Source organism: Nannocystis exedens (assembly GCF_002343915.1).
In the GTDB taxonomy this organism is placed as follows: domain Bacteria; phylum Myxococcota_A; class Polyangia; order Nannocystales; family Nannocystaceae; genus Nannocystis; species Nannocystis exedens.
The window spans coordinates 8,222,827-8,235,601 of record NZ_NETK01000001.1 but is presented as its reverse complement, the minus strand read 5'-3'; the positions used below and the strand labels follow the sequence as shown (position 1 = coordinate 8,235,601).

Annotated in this window: 14 protein-coding genes; 9 read left to right on the top strand and 5 right to left on the bottom strand. The window is 67.6% G+C overall.

Annotation, left to right across the window (positions count from 1 at the left end):
* Window positions 1-53 precede the first annotated feature (53 nt).
* From NAEX_RS52360 to istB, 3 genes are read left to right on the top strand one after another with little or no spacing between them, the layout of a single operon-like run.
* Entirely contained in the window at window positions 54-245 is a 192-nt protein-coding gene (locus NAEX_RS52360; protein WP_096331358.1) for a hypothetical protein, read from the top strand.
* Between the two features lie 5 nt (window positions 246-250).
* Complete coding sequence (locus NAEX_RS32430) at window positions 251-925, top strand: Mu transposase domain-containing protein (protein WP_096331357.1); 675 nt, start codon at window positions 251-253, stop codon at window positions 923-925.
* Window positions 909-1,670 (top strand): IS21-like element helper ATPase IstB, encoded by a 762-nt coding sequence (gene istB, locus NAEX_RS32425; protein WP_096331356.1) that lies wholly within the window; start codon window positions 909-911, stop codon window positions 1,668-1,670. The genes NAEX_RS32430 and istB overlap by 17 nt, the downstream gene beginning before the upstream one ends.
* 15 nt (window positions 1,671-1,685) lie before the next feature.
* Here istB and NAEX_RS51045 read toward each other — a convergent pair whose 3' ends face one another.
* Window positions 1,686-2,462 carry a DDE-type integrase/transposase/recombinase gene (locus NAEX_RS51045; RefSeq protein WP_211302512.1) on the bottom strand — a complete coding sequence of 259 codons (777 nt, stop codon included), beginning with the start codon at window positions 2,460-2,462 and terminating at the stop codon, window positions 1,686-1,688.
* A 510-nt stretch (window positions 2,463-2,972) separates the two neighbouring features.
* On the opposite strand from NAEX_RS51045, the gene NAEX_RS54730 reads away from it, so the two are divergent.
* From NAEX_RS54730 to NAEX_RS32400, 5 genes are all read left to right on the top strand, one after another.
* Window positions 2,973-3,248, top strand: a complete 276-nt coding sequence (locus tag NAEX_RS54730; RefSeq protein ID WP_143825669.1) for a hypothetical protein — start codon at window positions 2,973-2,975, stop codon at window positions 3,246-3,248.
* A gap of 76 nt (window positions 3,249-3,324) precedes the next feature.
* Window positions 3,325-4,503: an ISL3 family transposase gene (locus NAEX_RS32415; RefSeq protein ID WP_096331354.1), complete on the top strand. Its 1,179-nt coding sequence runs from the start codon at window positions 3,325-3,327 to the stop codon at window positions 4,501-4,503.
* A gap of 175 nt (window positions 4,504-4,678) precedes the next feature.
* Window positions 4,679-6,124: an IS110 family RNA-guided transposase gene (locus NAEX_RS32410; protein WP_096331353.1), complete on the top strand. Its 1,446-nt coding sequence runs from the start codon at window positions 4,679-4,681 to the stop codon at window positions 6,122-6,124.
* A gap of 12 nt (window positions 6,125-6,136) precedes the next feature.
* The gene (locus tag NAEX_RS32405; protein WP_245913978.1) at window positions 6,137-7,300 is read left to right on the top strand and encodes an IS3 family transposase; all 1,164 of its coding nucleotides are present in this window, start codon (window positions 6,137-6,139) and stop codon (window positions 7,298-7,300) included.
* The gene (locus NAEX_RS32400; RefSeq protein ID WP_170136171.1) at window positions 7,297-7,677 is read left to right on the top strand and encodes a nuclear transport factor 2 family protein; all 381 of its coding nucleotides are present in this window, start codon (window positions 7,297-7,299) and stop codon (window positions 7,675-7,677) included. Before NAEX_RS32405 ends, NAEX_RS32400 begins: the two co-directional genes overlap by 4 nt.
* Window positions 7,678-7,896: 219 nt before the next feature.
* On the opposite strand, the gene NAEX_RS52355 is transcribed toward NAEX_RS32400, so the two are convergent.
* Entirely contained in the window at window positions 7,897-8,154 is a 258-nt protein-coding gene (locus NAEX_RS52355) for a hypothetical protein (protein ID WP_143141563.1), read from the bottom strand.
* Between the two features lies 1 nt (window position 8,155).
* Here NAEX_RS52355 and NAEX_RS32390 point away from each other — a divergent pair, with 1 nt between their 5' ends.
* Window positions 8,156-9,013, top strand: a complete 858-nt coding sequence (locus NAEX_RS32390) for a hypothetical protein (protein ID WP_096331350.1) — start codon at window positions 8,156-8,158, stop codon at window positions 9,011-9,013.
* Between the two features lie 6 nt (window positions 9,014-9,019).
* Here the strand turns inward: NAEX_RS32390 and NAEX_RS32385 are convergent, their stop codons facing one another.
* From NAEX_RS32385 to NAEX_RS32380, 3 genes are all read right to left on the bottom strand, one after another.
* Window positions 9,020-10,636 carry a hypothetical protein gene (locus tag NAEX_RS32385; RefSeq protein ID WP_143141562.1) on the bottom strand — a complete coding sequence of 539 codons (1,617 nt, stop codon included), beginning with the start codon at window positions 10,634-10,636 and terminating at the stop codon, window positions 9,020-9,022.
* Between the two features lie 19 nt (window positions 10,637-10,655).
* On the bottom strand, window positions 10,656-10,979 hold the full coding sequence (locus NAEX_RS48605) for a hypothetical protein (RefSeq protein WP_143141561.1): 324 nt from the start codon (window positions 10,977-10,979) through the stop codon (window positions 10,656-10,658).
* A 546-nt stretch (window positions 10,980-11,525) separates the two neighbouring features.
* On the bottom strand, window positions 11,526-12,392 hold the full coding sequence (locus NAEX_RS32380; RefSeq protein WP_096331348.1) for a serine/threonine-protein kinase: 867 nt from the start codon (window positions 12,390-12,392) through the stop codon (window positions 11,526-11,528).
* Window positions 12,393-12,775 lie beyond the last annotated feature (383 nt).

The window sequence follows — 12,775 nt, the reverse complement described above, 5'->3', positions numbered from 1 at the left end:
GGAAGTGCGGCCGGAATTCCTTCCCGTGGTGAGAAATCCGGACTAGCTGCCAGATGCACGGCATCGAGCCCCTCGGCTACCTCCGCGACCTCCTGTGCCTGCTGCCCTCCTGGCCGCGCCCCCGCGTCCTCGAGCTCGCCCCCGCCTCCTGGCAGGAAACGCTCAAGCAGCCAGAGGCTCAGCAGCTCCTCGCCGCCAACGTCTTCCGCCGTATCGCCCTCGGCGAGCATCCGACCGCGATGTAGCCCAGGTGCTCGAGGCCGAGCCAGACGCAGTCTGTCGGACGATTACGCGGCTACTGCCGCTGCCGGACGCGTCCTTCCCGTGCGAGACGCACGTGCCCGTGCACGTCGGCAAGACACCCTACGTCCGCTTCGACCTCAACGACTACTCGGTCCCGCACCGCCACGTCGAGAGCGAGCTCATCGCCGTCACCGGCATCGACCGGGTCCGCATCGTCGACGGCGCGAACGTCGTCGCCGATCACCCGCGGAGCTATGACCGCGGCGCGCGGGTCGAGGATCCGCGGCACGAGAGCGCGCTCCTCGAGCACAAGGCCGCCGCCAAGCAGCACCGCGGCACCGATCGCCTCGTCGTCGCCGCGCCCAGCACCCGGACGTTTCTGATCCGCGTCGCGGAGCGGGGCCACAACCTGGGCACCGCCGTCGCCCAGCTCCTGCGCCTGCTCGACGAGTACGGCGCCTGTCCTCTGGAACAGGCGATCACCGAGTGCGTCCAGCGCGACGTGGTCCACATCCCCGCCGTCCGCCAGCTGCTGCAACAGGATCGGCACGCGGTCCCGCGATTGCCCGGCGCCCAGCCGCAAGATCCGCGGCTCCGCGACATCGTCGTGCGACCGCACGCGCTGGCCGACTACGACCTCCTCACCGGCACCGACCAGGAGAACGATGACGACGAACCATGATGACCCTCTCCGCCGCCGCGCCGCCGCGCTCGGGCTGCACGGCGTGCTGACGCACTGGCACACCCACGCGCGCGAACCGTGGCTGCAGCGCCTCATCGAGATCGAGGAGGTCGAGCGCAAGCGCCGGAACTACGAGCGGCGCCTCCGCGACGCGCAGCTCTCCGCGATCAAGCCGCTCGCCGAATTCGACTGGAAGCACCCGAAGAAGATCGATCAGGGCCACATCCAGGAGCTCTTCCAGCTCCACTTCCTCCGCGATGCGACCAACGTCGTCTTCATCGGCCCCAACGGCGTCGGCAAGACGATGCTCGCGCAGAACCTCGCGCTGCACGCCCTCGGCCTCGGACACACGGCTCGCTTCGTCTCGGCCTCGGCGATGCTCACGGACCTGGCCTCGCAGGACGGCGCCCTCGCGCTCAAGCGCCCACTCCATCGATTCGCCAAACCCGAGCTCCTGGTCGTCGACGAAGTCGGCGACCTCAGCTACTCCGATCGCTCCGCCGACCTGCTCTTCGAGGTGCTCAATCAGCGATATGGCCGGGTCTCCACTGTCGTGACCACCAATCGGCCATTTAGCGAATGGAGCGCGATCTTTCCCAATGCCACCTGCGTCGGCACGCTGGTCGATCGCCTCTGTCACCACGCCGAGATCGTCGAGATCGCCGGCGACTCCTACCGCCTCAAGGAGGCCAAGGACCGCCGCTCACGCCGCTCCCAGCGCGCCAACACCGTCGCCGCGGAGTAACCAGCACCACATCGCTCAGGCCGGCGCCCCGCGGGGCGCCGGCCTCGGCGCGCGCGCTGGCCGGCGAAAACAGGCGCGGCGAAACGCGGCGGCGAGATGCATCGGCGAAGTACGTCGGCAAACTCTGTCGGCGGAACGCGTCGGCGAAGTTTGTCGGCGAAACATGTCGGCGAATTCGCGCGGATCGTGCCCGGCGATAACAGGCGGCGCCGGATCGATCCGGCAGCCGTAGTGACGCGCGAGCTCGCGGTAGCTGCGGTGCAGCGCGGCGCGCTCGTCGATCCCGAAAGCGGTCCGCACGACGGCGGCCTTGAGGTTGTCGGGCACGATCACCGTCGGCGCTCCGCCGAGCTCCTCGAAGGCCTCGACGTGCAGGCGGATCCACGTCTCGGCGCTCTGGTCGAAGGCGATCCGCGCGACCATCCGGCGGCTGTGCACCAGCACCAGCAGGAAGACCCAGGCCTTGCGCTGACGGCCGCTGTCGGGATCGTAGAGGTGGCCGAGGTAGCCGAAGTCGACCTGGGCCTCGCCCGGCGGGGCGTCGATCGGAATCACGACGTCGGCCTCGACTGGACCCCGCGCCTCTCCGAGCCGCCGGCACAGGCGCTTCACGGCCGCATAGCTGCCCGAAAAGCCAGGTCTCTCGCGCCGCAGCCAGTCGTAGATCGCTCCCGGACGAGCTCCGCCGGCGTGCAGGCGCTCGATGTCCGCGCGCCACTCGGCGACCGACGAAACCTCTTGCTGCGGCGGAGCCGGCGCCGGCAATGCACATTCCACCGCGGCGCGAAGCACGTCGAGCTCCGGCAGCGCGCCGGGCTCACCGCCAAGCAGCCCAGCATCCGCGAGAATCTGCCGGTACCGCCGCTCGGTGTTCGGCCCCATCCCCAGCTCCTTCGCAATCTGGCGCGCCGGGAGGCCCATCCGATGCAATCGGACGAGTTCCTGTAATCGATGCATATCGCTCCTGTGGGCGCTCATGCATCAGGCTGCATGCGCGCCGGGCTCTCTATCCAAAAACCTGTGTCTATCCGTGGATCCGCTTGCCCGTCCCGGATCGCTATCCGCTTGCCCGTCCCGGCGGCTTCGCCACCGGATCAGTCGGACGTCCCGGCCTCGCCCTCGGCGGCCACACCTTCGGCGGTCCGACCGCTGGCGTCGCCACCGCCGATCCGCTTGCCCGTCCCGAACGCGATCCGCTTGCCCGTCCCCGACAGCGATCCGCTTGGGTGTCCCGGACGCGATCCATTACCCCGTTCCCTGACAACCTGGAGGCGGCAGCGGGACGAGGGTACGCTGGGGGCGTTGAAGCCGAAGAAGCGCGGACCGAAGCCGAAGAAGGACCCCGAGCAGAAGGAGTTGGAGCGCCTGCGTCGCCGGGTAGCGCAGCTCGAGCACAAGCTCGAGACGGCGGAGCTCATCATCGACGTCCAAAAAAACGGGCGTGCGGGCGCGCCCTCACCTGTAGATCTGAAACTCGTGTCGTGCTACGCGCAGCGAGCCCACGGAGGAGAGGCCGAGTACTTTTTGGGCTCTTCAGGGTTGAGGGTGGCGCAGGTTGCGCGCGAAATCGCGCCGTGATATCGTGCGCGAAATGGCAGAGACCGAACTCTACGCCCGAATTCTCGGTATCGAGGCTCCCTAAAGAGTTGCTGCGGTGAAGCTGCAGCTCGGGCAGGGGCAGATCGTCATCGAGGTCGAGCACGACCCCGATGTGCCGACGACGTGCCCGAAGTGTGGCCAGGCTGTTCCCCGTCACGATACGCGGACTCGCCGATGGCGGCACCTCGATACGTGTCAGTATCGGACGATCATCGAAGCCGGCGTACCGCGGACGTCGTGCCCGAAGCACGGTACGCTCACGATGCGCGTCTCATGGGCGGACGGTAGCGCTCGGCTCACCGCGCTGTTCGAGGCGCTGGTGATCGACTGGCTCCGCGATGCGCCGATTGCAGTGGTCGCGGAGCGCCTCGGGCTCTCGTGGGATCAGGTGGCCGGCGTCCAGGAGCGTGCAGTACAACGCGGACTCGAGCGCCGCGAGGTCGCGCTGCCGGAGATGCTCGCCGTCGACGAGACCTCCTTCCAGCGGCGCCACGAGTACGTCACGATCGTGCATGACCCGAAGTCCGCCAGCAAGCGGGTCATCCACGTCGCCGACGGACGCGGCAAGGGGGCCCTCAAGGGCTTCCTGAGCGGTTTTTCGCGCCCAGAGAGGGCTGCGGTCTCCGTGGTCGTCATGGACATGCACGAGCCCTACATTCAAGCTGTCCGCGAGGCCATCCCCGATGGCGACGCGAAGATCGCCTTCGACAAGTACCACGTCGCCGCGCGCCTCGGTCAAGCCGTCGACCACGTGCGACGCGAGGAACACCGCGCTCTCCACGGCCTCGGCGACAACCGGCTCAAGGGCACCAAGTACCTCTGGCTGCGCAACCCCGAACGGATGAGCAAGGAGGTCTGGGACGACTTCGAGGCGCTGCGGACGAGCTCGCTGCGGACGGCCCGCGCGTGGGCGCTCAAGGAGGCGGCGATGGAGGTCTGGGAGCACACCTCGCCGAGCAACATGCGGGACCAATGGGGCATGTGGTACGATTGGGCTATCCGCTCTCGCCTGGAGCCGATGAAGGCCGCCGCGCGCATGGTCAAAAATCACCTCGGCGGCATCATCCATGCAGCCACCGAACGGATCACCAACGCCTCTGCCGAGGGCCTTAACTCGGTCATCCAGAAGCTCAAGTACGTCGCCCGCGGCTTCCGTAACCGCGACCGCTTCCGAGCTGCGATCTACTTCCACCTCGGCGGCCTCGACCTCTATCCTGCCGGGATCACACGCTGAGTCAGCGGTATCCACCACAAACCCTGAAGAGCCACTTTTTGGAGCCCACAGCCCGATAAAAACATGGTCCAGGGACAGTAGCGGACTTGAAAGTGGCGACGCACCCGCGATCCCGTTTAGGAAAATGAACAAACCCGCCGTCCCCCCTCCGAGGCCTTCGACAGGAGCAGCAAGGATGCGAAAGACCAAGGAGAAGGCAGGAGTCGGAAAGGGAGCGAGGGTAGCCGAGAACGGATTGCCCGTGGTCCACCGGCGGGCAGCCGGCATCGACGTAGGGGCGACATTTCATGTCGTAGCGGTACATGCAGAGAGCGACCCGGAGCCGGTCCGCAGCTTCCAGAGCTTCACCGGAGACCTGCACCGTCTTGCGGACTGGCTGGTCGCTCTCGGCGTGACGACTGTGGCGATGGAGTCGACCGGCGTATACTGGATCCCAGTGTTCGAGATCCTTGAAGCGCGGGGTCTTGAGGTCCTACTGGTGAATGCGAGCCATGTGAAGAACGTGCCGGGACGAAAGTCCGATTTTACTGATGCCCAGTGGATTCAGCGTCTGCATGAACACGGCTTGCTGAGGGGCAGCTTCCGTCCCAGCGATGAAGTCGCGGTGCTACGGGCGTACGTGCGGCACAGAGCACGGCTCGTAGAACTTGCGGCATCTTCGGTCCAGCACATGCAGAAGGCGCTGATGCAGATGAACGTGCAGCTCCACCATGTCGTCAGCGACATCACCGGCGCGACCGGCATGAAGATCGTACGGGCGATCGTCGCCGGGGAGCGCGATCCCGCTGTCCTCGCAGCATCCCGCAACGAGCGATGCAAGTCCTCCGAAGAGGAAATTTGCGCGGCGCTCACCGGCAACTACCGTCCAGAGCATGTTTTTGCGCTCCAGCAGGCACTCGAGCTCTATGACGTGTACCTGGCTAAGACGCGAGCATGCGACGCGAAGATCGAAGAGGCGCTGCAACCGCTTCGTCGGCCGATCCATCTGCCGGCCGGAGATCCTGAAGCGAAGCAGGCACCCGAGAAGCCCGTCGTCCGCAGCGAAGCGAGGGGTGGTCGGCGGAAGCATCAAGCTCCGCGGAAGAACAAGCATGACCCGGCATTCGACATCGCTCGTGTCGTGGCTGCGCTGCTCGGCGTCGATCTCACCCAGATTCATGGGTTTGGACCCAACGTGGTGCTTCTCCTCATCGCTGAGTGCGGGACCGACATGAGCCGCTGGGCCACGGTCAAGCACTTCACCTCCTGGCTCACGCTCGCCCCGGGATGCAAAATCTCGGGTGGAAAGGTCTTGAGCGCCAAGACCCGACGCTCGGCGAACCGTGCAGCTCACGCGTTGCGAATGGCCGCCGTCAGCGTGGGTAAGACGAGCACCGCCCTCGGCGCGTTTTACCGCCGGCTTGGAGCGAGAGTCGGCAAGGCAAAGGCTGTCGTCGCCACGGCGCGAAAGCTGGCCGTTCTCTTCTACAACACGCTTCGCTACGGGATCTCGTACGTGGATCCGGGCGCCAGCGCGTATGAGGAACGATACCGGCAGCGCTCGGTGGATAACCTGCGTCGCAGGGCCAGGGGACTGGGCTTCGAACTCGTCACGGCTCCGAGCCCGGAAAGAGTTTCTTAGGAAAGTCTCGCAATTGCTCGGGATCCCGCTCGCTACGATCGATCCGTCCGAGAAGCCCTGATCGCGCAGGCGGGCGAGCTGTCCGAGAGGACAGGTCTACCACGCGCGTGCGAGGCGCTGGGCGTCTCGCGGGCGACCCTCTATCGCCGACGTCGTCCCGCGCCGTACCGGTCGTCAAAGCCGCGGCAGTCGCCCCGGGCGCTGAGCGCGGCGGAGCGCCAGGAGGTGCTGGAACTGCTGCACAGCGAGCGCTTCGTCGACAAGGCGCCCGAGGTGATCGTGCCGACCCTGCTCGACGAGCAGCGCTGGCTGTGCAGCGCGCGGACGATGTATCGCCTGCTCGCCGCCGAGGGCGAGCTCCGCGAGCGCCGGCGACAGCGGCGGCACCCCGAGTACAAGCGCCCGGAGCTGCTGGCGACCGCGCCGAACCAGGTGTGGTCCTGGGACGTGACCTGGCTGCGAGGACCGACGAAGGGACAATACTACTACCTGTACGTCCTGCTCGACATCTACAGCCGCTGCGTCGTCGGCTGGACCCTGGCGCGCCGCGAGCGCGCCGACATCGCCGCGCGCCTCATCCGCGCTGCCTGCGACAAGCAACAAATTCGACCGAAGCAACTGACCATCCATGCCGATCGCGGAGCCGTCTCGACGGCGCGCGAGCTTGCCGACCTCTACGACGCCCTCGGCGCCCGCCGCTCGCACAGCCGCCCCCACGTCAGCGACGACAACCCGTACTCGGAGGCCCACTTCAAGACCCTCAAGTACACCCACGACTACCCCGACCGCTTCGCCTCCTACGACGACGCTCACGCCTTCTGCCTCCGCTTCGTCGACGGCTACAACCATCACCACCGCCACTCCGGTATCGCCTTCCTGGCGCCCGCCGACGTGCACTACGGCCGCACCGAGGCCATCCTGTCCGTCCGGACAGCAACCCTCCACGCCGCCTACGACGCCCACCCCGAGCGCTTTGTCCGTGGAAGACCCACGCCGCGCCGGCCTCCCGCCGCGGTCTACATCAACCCTCCGCGCCCGCCCGAACGCGGCCTTCGCGAGTACGACGTCCATGTCCTTACGGACAGGTGCATCACGACCGATCCATCGCCGGGCGGCCAGGGCGGCGAATCCTCACATTCACTAAACCAGACCCGCGCCTTGTCTCAAAATCATTGACAGGCTCCGAGCGCAACAAGGCGGTAGTGCGGGCGCTGCAGGAGGCCATCAACCGGCGGGACTTTCCGGCCGTCGAGACGCTGCTCGCTCCGAGCTTCGTCCAGCACGATCCCACGGACAACCGGGCGGCCGTCACTCGCGCCGGCTTCATGAGCCGCCTGCGGTTCGACGCGGAACAGAACCCCGCCGCCCAGGAGCACGTCGACTTTCTCGTCGCCGAGGAGGACTTCGTGGCTGTCCTCCTTCACCACGTCGGGAATCGGCCGGATTCAAGTCCCAGCGGGACGACCGACAGCCACGTGCAGATTTTCAGGGTGACGGGCGGTCGCCTCGCCGAGGTATGGGGGCGTCGGGGGGTCTACTGCCGACACTCGTGAGCGACAGTATTCCGTGCGATAAGCTCGCACGTGCCCGCTGAGGGCTACGGTCGCGCGCGCGGCGAGGGTCGTTTCGCCTCGCTCGTCGTCGGTCGCATCGAGTCCCGCCTGCGTGGAAACCGACGGTCGGAATGCTCGTGCTCGCGGCGCGCACAGCCGACGCCGGACGGTGTTCGGCGGCGCCCCTTGAGGCGAAGTGTCGGCGGGGCCGGATTCGCGCTACACTTCGGGAATGCGGCCACGGTCCCGGCCCATCGTCCTCGCCCTCGGTCTCGCGCTCGCCTGCCAGCCGTCGCAGGCGGACACGTCGCCGTTCACGACCATGCCGCCGATGACCTCGTCAACGACCTCGACCGGCCTCGCCGACTCGAGCATCGGCGGCTCGCCTGGTAGCAGCTCGAGCAGCACCGGCTCGAGCTCGACGACCGAGCTGTCCACCGGCTCGGGAAGCGGCGACGCGAGCAGCGGTGGGACCACCATGATCTGGGACGTGGGCACCGACCAGGACCTCGGCGACCCGAAGCCGCCCGGCTGCAAGGGGAAGATCGACTTCCTGTTCGTGATCTCGCGCTACGGCGGCATGAGCTACTTCCAGACGCAGCTCCTCGCCGCGTTCCCGCAATTCATCGACACCATCCAGGCAAAGTTCGCCGACTTCGACTACCACATCATGGTCGTCGACGGCGATCCGGACTGGGGCTCCAGTTCGTGCGACGCGCAGTGCCCGATGCCATGCCCAGTTCCCGGCTATCCCTGCAGCTACACCCCAACGACCTGCGACACCACAATCGGCGCCGGCACCGTGTTCCCCGCGGGTGACGACGCGCCCAACAAGCCGTGCCCGATCGACGGCGACCGTCGCTACATGGTCAAGGGGCAGACCAACCTCGACGACGCCTTCGCCTGCGTCGCGCAGGTGGGCAGCAACGGCCGGGACTGGATCGGCGAGGCGCTCACGGCGGCGGTTCTTCCGGGCCTCAACAAACCCGGCAGTTGCAACGAAGGTTTCCTCCGCGACGACGCGTTGCTGATGGTGACGCTTATCTCCAACACCTTCGACTATGGTCCCAAACCCTTAGGATCCAAGGGCTCGCCGGGTGACTGGGCGGCGGCGGTGCTCCAGGCTAAGCACGACGACGCGGAGTCGGTGGTCATGTTCAGCATTCTGAGTGCTGGCGAACCCGAGTGCGATCCAGACGATCGTACCTGCCAGTTGGTCAAGATGTTCCCCCACCACCTGCTCGCCGACCGGGAGGAACCCGACTACGGGCCTTTCTTCGAGCAGGCAACCGACCTCGTCGAGGTCGCCTGCGCCGATTTCGTCCCGCCGGGGTAGCCCGCGCTACCCACCGATGTAGGCGACGGCGGGGTAGCCGTTCGCACCCAGGCCCCCGGCGTAGACCTCGCCGTACGAACCAATCGCCAGTGCCAGTGCCAGGTGGAGCACCTGGCCGTCCTTGCGCGCGAAGGTCCACACCGGCTCGATCTTGGAGGGGGCGAAGGCCCGGACGGTGAAGGCGGTCTCGTTGCCCTTCATGCCTCCGGTCGCCACGACGGCGTAACCGGCTGGGCTCCATGCGAGGTCCCGCGGGCCGAACTGCTTGGTCGGAAAGGTGCCGAGCGAGGTCTGCCAGGCGAGGTCGCCGCGCGTGTCGTAAATGCGAAGGTCGCTCTCCGGCTGGCACGCGTCGTCGCAGGTGTAGCCGGCGACGACGAGGCGACCGTCCTCGTCGGCGTCGACCGCCTGAGCGCCACTCTGGGTCTTCACGCCCGCCGGGGCCACGGTCCAGGCCACGTCCTGGATCTCACCGCCGAAAGTGAGGATGAAGAGGCGATCGCGAGACTTGATGTCGTCGCCGTGCTTGCCGTACATCTCGCCGACGAGCGCGAGTGTGTCGTCTACGTAGACGCAGTCGCGCGTCCGCTCGTAGAACCAATGCGCCTGCTTGACAGGGGAGTCGAAGGTCAGCGTCTCGCCCGGAAGGTTTGGCCGGAAGATCCGCACCATCGTGTCGTCGTCCATCCACGGTGACGGCGCGTAGCCGCAGACCGCCACGGCGCCCGACGAGTGACGCGCGAGCGCCACGGCCGTCTCGCCCTTCGCTCCAAGCCCGAGGTTCATCGGCGCCTGTCCCCACGCTGGGATCTTCGCCAACCACCAGCGCACCCCGTCGATCCCCTCGCGGTTGACCGCGACGAACATCGCGCCGTCGTCGCCGATCACGAGGTCGATCGGCACGCAGTTGTTGTCGGGCAGGATCGTCACCAAGTCGTCGGGCCCCCACGCGCCGCCCTTGTTGCGGCGGCGGAGGTAGCAGCGCGACTCACCGTTCGGGAGGAACGTCCCGAGTTCGACCACGTCGCCGGTCGGCAGCACGCCCATGGCCGCGACCTGGCCGCCGCCGATCAGGTCGCCGGTCTCCCAGAAGCCCTGACTTCCGGGCGTGGGGAGGGCGACCTCGTAGGGCGCCTGCACCGTCTCGCCGTCGACGACGTCGCGCCATGGCGTCAGCAGGGCGATGTGCGGCCCGTTGACGAGGCCCGTCAGCACGGCGGTCTCGCCGTCGAAGAGCCCGGGCTCGATCATCGCCAGCTCGATCACCTCGCCGGAGTCGAGCTCCATGCGCACGCCGTCCGCGTGCTCGGCCGACACCGCCACCGTGATCGCCCCGTTGAATCCGATCGGGTCCGGCGTCAGCTTGAACTCCATAACCGCCGGCGGCCCGGCCGGCTCGGTCGATGTCGTGCTGCTGGTGTCCATCTCGACGTCGGTCGAGCTCTCGTCGGCGCCGGTGACGGTCTGGATCCCGCCGCCCGACATCAACGTCGTGATGTCTCCGGTGCTGTCCCCGGTGGAGGTCGTCGCGCAGTGGGTGTCCGGACAATTTTCCCACTGCGGCCAGGGCGCGCAGGCGGCCAGCAACGCGAGGGCGGGAAAGACGCGGATCGCCACGGGCATGAGCACCTCCTGTATTCGCTCAAAAACGCGCGCGAAAAGCAAGGCCCCCCGGAAAGGGCACCAGCGCCGTGCTCGACGCCGTTCGGGCGAGTCGTCGGCCACCCACCGCAACCAGCGCGGTGCCGACAATGACCGCTGCACCACCCGCGATGGCTGTCCCGAGGGCCAGAGACCCCATCCTTCGGTACTCCCGCTCCAGCGCAGCATCCGCGGCACGGGCTGCGTCGTCGGGAGGTCCCTGCACCTGGTTGTGCAGTTCGACGCCTTCGCGGTGTGCCTCGAGCGCGCGACCACCCGCGTAACCCGCGACACCGGCGAGCGAGAGTCCGAGACCCAGCGTCACGCTCCCTGCGATCACGAGAGGACGACCGTGTCGCGGAGGCGCAGCGACTGGCGCTAGCGACGGCCGCGATAGTTCTTCAGGTCGCAGGGCAACCTCAGCTTTCGGCCGCGGCGAGCGCCTGTTCCCGGAGCTCACGGGAAGCAGGTCAAGCGGCCCATCGGAAGCACGTCCCGGTGTCTCGGGCTTGGCAGCGGAGACCGCCATGAGCGGCGCCGGGTCCTCTGCGCGTTGCGGCGTCGGCGCCCGCGGGCGCTTCGCCGAGCTGCTGCACCGCGCGTTGACCTGTCGCTCGCGCGACTCTAACTCCACGCGTCCCGCCTCGAAGCTGGTGCGCTGGCTCGCGGGCAGGCCCTTGACCGCGAGGCTCTTCTCGAAGGCCCGCCGCGCCCTGCTCGCCGTGGAGGGGCCCGCGCCTGCAACGACCTCGGACGAGTCGAGCTGCGACGTCGCCGACAACCGCTGTAAGGCCAAGGGCTTCGAGCGACAGGCCGCACAGGCGTCGTCGGCGTCGCAGCGCGCGCTGTACCTGCAGGCGGCCTATCGCTCTTACATGGGGCTGTACAAAGCGGCCACCAGCGCCTCGAGCTCCGGCGGCACCTTGCACGCCGGTCGCACCTCGACCATCGGCCGGTACTCCCCAGGCGTCGGGAAGACACCGGTGCAGAGCTGATAGATCGTCACCCCGAGCGCATAGGTGTCGAAGCGTGGGTCCGCCTCGACCAGCGCCACCTCGGGCGGGTAGAAGCCAGGCGTCCCGACCACCTTCCCGACCTCGGTCTTGTGCCGCGGCACAGGCGTGAACCCGCCGGCCTGCACGCGCGCCCAGTCGTGGATCTTGGCGACTCCCAGGTCGATGAGCTTCACGACAGGCCCCCCTGCCGCGCTGTCGATCTGCACGATGTTGCTGGGCTTCACGTCGCGGTGGATCACCCCGACGCGGTGCAGCGCCTCGAGCGCGCCGGCCACCTGCGCCGCCAGCTCGACGACTTCCCGCCACGGCAGCGGTCCGCGCCGGATCAACCGCTCGTCGAGGCTCTGCCCGGGCAGGTACTCGAGCGCCATGTACGGCGCTCCATCCGCGGTCTCCCCGACCGCGAGCACCTGGACCATGTGCGGATGCCGCAGGTTGGCGAGCAGGCGCGCTTCGTCGGCAAACCGCCGGCGCGTGTCGGCGTTGTCGTCGCGCAGCACCTTCACCGCCGCCAGACCGTGCAGCGCCCGGTCCTTGCAGACGTAGACCGAGGCCATCCCGCCGGCTCCGATCGGCTCGCGGACCTCGAAGCGCTCGCCGAACAGCACGCCGACCATCTCGCGGCTCGCCTCGGCGTGGAGCGTCCAGCCCTTCGCGTGCTTCAACGCCTCGGGAGGGGTTGTGTCCGGCACAGGTGTCGGGCTGGTGGGTGAGCGTGTCATGCGTCTCGCCGTATAAGGAGGGCGTATCTCAAAAAGGCAAGGGCAAATTCACGGTCTCTCGCCGAACGCAGTCCTCGGGCTTGTTTACATGCACATACACCGCTCGGGGAGTCGGATGGACCTACCCTGTTGCGTTACGTCTCGGGCACTACCTGGACCTCCAGCGCCTCCTCAACACCACGCCCTCCAAACGCCGCCAGCCCTAACGCTGCGCGCCCCGCCGGGGCAGCCGTCGACCAATGGCAGATTGTCATGCCACCCGCACCGGACTGGTAGCTGTGGCCACCGTTGGTCGTCAGGGATCTTCGATACAGTAGAGGAGGGCAGAATTGATGCACGAGTTCGGGTTCACTGCGTCGGTCCAAATTGTGTCCATCGCGGCG